2 protein-coding genes and 1 pseudogene are annotated in these 2,741 nt (G+C 63.1%); all 3 read right to left on the reverse strand.

Going from position 1 to position 2,741, the window contains the following annotated elements:
• Window positions 1-336 (reverse strand): annotated as a pseudogene (locus RMO25_RS05945) (hypothetical protein); the annotation flags it as partial.
• Complete coding sequence (locus RMO25_RS05950) at window positions 300-1,451, reverse strand: copper resistance protein B (protein ID WP_309661686.1); 1,152 nt, start codon at window positions 1,449-1,451, stop codon at window positions 300-302. The pseudogene RMO25_RS05945 and the gene RMO25_RS05950, both read right to left, overlap by 37 nt.
• Window positions 1,448-2,741: multicopper oxidase domain-containing protein (locus tag RMO25_RS05955; protein ID WP_309661687.1), on the reverse strand; the 1,294-nt coding region annotated here is incomplete at its 5' end. The genes RMO25_RS05955 and RMO25_RS05950, both read right to left, overlap by 4 nt.

A 2,741-nucleotide genomic window follows, 5' to 3' on the forward strand; every position in this document is an offset into this window, starting at 1 on the left:
GAACTCGCCCAATTCGGGTGTGAGGTGGTGGGCAAGGTAATGCACGTAATTGCCTTCCGAGCCGCCCGTCTCGAAGATCATCGAATCCCTGGTGAACAGGCGCTCGGTGCCTCTTGGGTCCAGCCGTTCAATTGCCGAAACATAGGCCGCCAACACCGATCGCACTGCAGCCGTATCCGCACTGCGTTTCGCCGGCGCCGCAGAAGCAGCGATCGAGCAACATAGAATAATGCCGCCCACCAGTCCTGTTTCCACACGCATGACTATTCCTCCCGTTTTGTGTTGAAGTTGAGCGGGCATCAGAACCACGCCCGGATGCCGGTCAAGATGCTCCATCCGGCTGGATCCTCACCCGCGTCGCGCATGAAACGGCGCGTGTCGCCGAAAGCGCAGCTGTATTGGACACCCACGTAGGGCGCGAACTCGCGACGGATGTCGTAGCGAAGCCGCATCCCGATCTCGGCGTTCGACAGTCCCGAACCGATGCCGGTCTCCCGGCTGCTCTGCGCGGCGAAGTTGAGCTCGGCGCGTGGCTGGAGGATCAGCCGTTGGGTGATCCGCTGGTCGTAATAGCCTTCGGCGCGCGCCAGCAGTTCACCCTTGTTCGAGAGGAACAAGGCGCCCTCGAGCTCGAAGAATCCCGGTGCCAGGCCTTCCACGCCGACCGTTGCATAGACGCGCGAGGGATTGGGTTTGAAGTCGTAGCGAACGCCGCCCTGGAGATTGAAATAAGGGCCGATCGCGTGGCTGTAGAGCGCCTGAACTTCGGCGCGGTCGACCGACTTCCCAAAAGCGCCATCGCCTTCGCTCTTGAGCCAGACGCGGTTGATGTCTCCGCCATACCAGGCTTCGCCGTTCCATTCGAAGCCGTCGCGGCCTTTGCGGAACTGCGCCTCGGCTAGGTTGAACATGACCTGCCCGACCTTCTGGCCGCCGTGGCCCTCCTTCAAGTGATGGCGCCCCATCGCCATATTGGGGGCGCCATAAACTATGTCCGCCGCATGATCGGTCGGGACTGAAGGCGGCGGCGCATTGCCGGCCGAAAGGTCGGTCCCCGAGGGCGGCACATTGGCCATGCCGGGCATGTCCAGTCCGGGCATCGAACTCACATCGTGACCCGCCATCGGGTCGGCCGGTTTGGCGGTCGGCATGTCCATGCCGGGCATTGAGCTCATGTCATGGCCGGCCATTGGGTCGGCCTTGGCTCCAGTCCGTGGTTTTGTGGGTGCCTTTTTTGCCGGTCCCTTCTTCGCTGCTGCCTTTTTGGCTGGAGACTTCGCTGCGTCTTTTTTCGCTGCCGGCTTCTTCGTCATCCGTTTTTTCTTGGCCGGCATCGGCATCTTCATCCCGGGCATGCTCATGCCAGGCATGTTCATTTGGGCGGTGGCCGGTGCGCTGACGGCGAGCGCCACGGCCGAGGCCAGGATCAGGCGGAAGTCGGGGCGCGTCATGCGGCTTCTCCGCTCATTGGGCGGATGGTGACGACACGCATCATGCCCGCGGCCATGTGGTAGAGATTGTGGCAGTGGAACGCCCAATCGCCGGCGGCGTCAGCGGTGAGATCGAAGGTCATTTTGCCGCCTGGTGGAACGTTGACGGTATGCTTGCGCGGCCCATTTGCGCCATGCCCTGTGACCAGCTCGAAGAAGTGGCCATGAAGGTGGATGGGGTGCGCCATCATCGTGTCGTTGACCAACGTAACCCGTACCCTTTCATTGAGCCGGAACGGGATGGGCTCGGCAGGCTCGCTCATCTTCACGCCGTCGAAGGACCACATGTAGCGCTCCATGTTGCCAGTGAGGTGGATTTGGAGCGAGCGTGAGGGTGCGCGAACGTCAGGGTTGCGCTCAAGCGCCACGAGGTCGCGATAAACCAAAACCTTGTGGTCCATCCCTTCCAGGCCCTGCGGCGGCTCGGCGGTGCGGTCGGTCGCCATCGGCGAGATTGTCTGCACGCCTGGACCCATTTTCACCTGTGGCGCATTGCGTGGGTCGCGCATGTCCATGTTCATCGCGTGGCCGGGCGCGGTCCCCGGTCCCTCCGCCGCAGTGCCATGGTCCATTCCCGCCATTCCGCTCATGTCGGTCGTCGCGCCATGGTCCATGCCGGCCATCGACGCGCCGGCTGCCATCACAGTCGCGGCCACGGAGCCGTGATCGGTCGGAGCATTCCAGCCGGTCAGCTTGGCCAGTGTCCTGGACGCATTCTGCTCTGCCGATGGGTCAATACCGCGAACGGCCGCGGGATTTGGCGCATTGGGCATGTCCATGCCGGCCATTCCGGCCATGTCGCCGCCGCCCATATCGCTCATCCCCATGTCTTTCATGGTGGTGAGCGGCCTCGGTCGAAGCGGCGGAACAGGAGCGGACATGCCTGCGCGGGGTGCGAGCGTCGCCCGGCCGAGACCGGAACGGTCGATGGACTCGCTGACGAAGCTGTAGGCGCGGTCCTGTGGCATGACGATTACGTCGAAGGTTTCGGCGACGCCGATCTGGAACTCGTCAACTGTCACCGGCCGCACGTTCTGCCCGTCAGCCTGGACGATGGTCATCGGCAGGTCGGGGATGCGGACGTTGAAATTGGTCTGGGCCGCGGCGTTGATAATCCTCAAGCGGACGCGCTCGCCGGGTCGGAACAACCCCGTCCAATTGTCGAACGGACCATGGCCGTTGACGGTAAAGGTGTAGGTCGAGCCGGTGACATCCGAGATGTCAGCCGGGTCCATGCGCATATTGGCCCAA

This window comes from Sphingomonas sp., from assembly GCF_031361285.1.
GTDB lineage: Bacteria > Pseudomonadota > Alphaproteobacteria > Sphingomonadales > Sphingomonadaceae > Sphingomicrobium.

Excerpts from the sequence above, each read along its gene's own strand:
- RMO25_RS05950 (WP_309661686.1), bottom strand. The coding sequence starts at position 1,451 with ATGACGCGCCCCGACTTCCGCCTGATCCTGGCCTCGGCCGTGGCGCTC.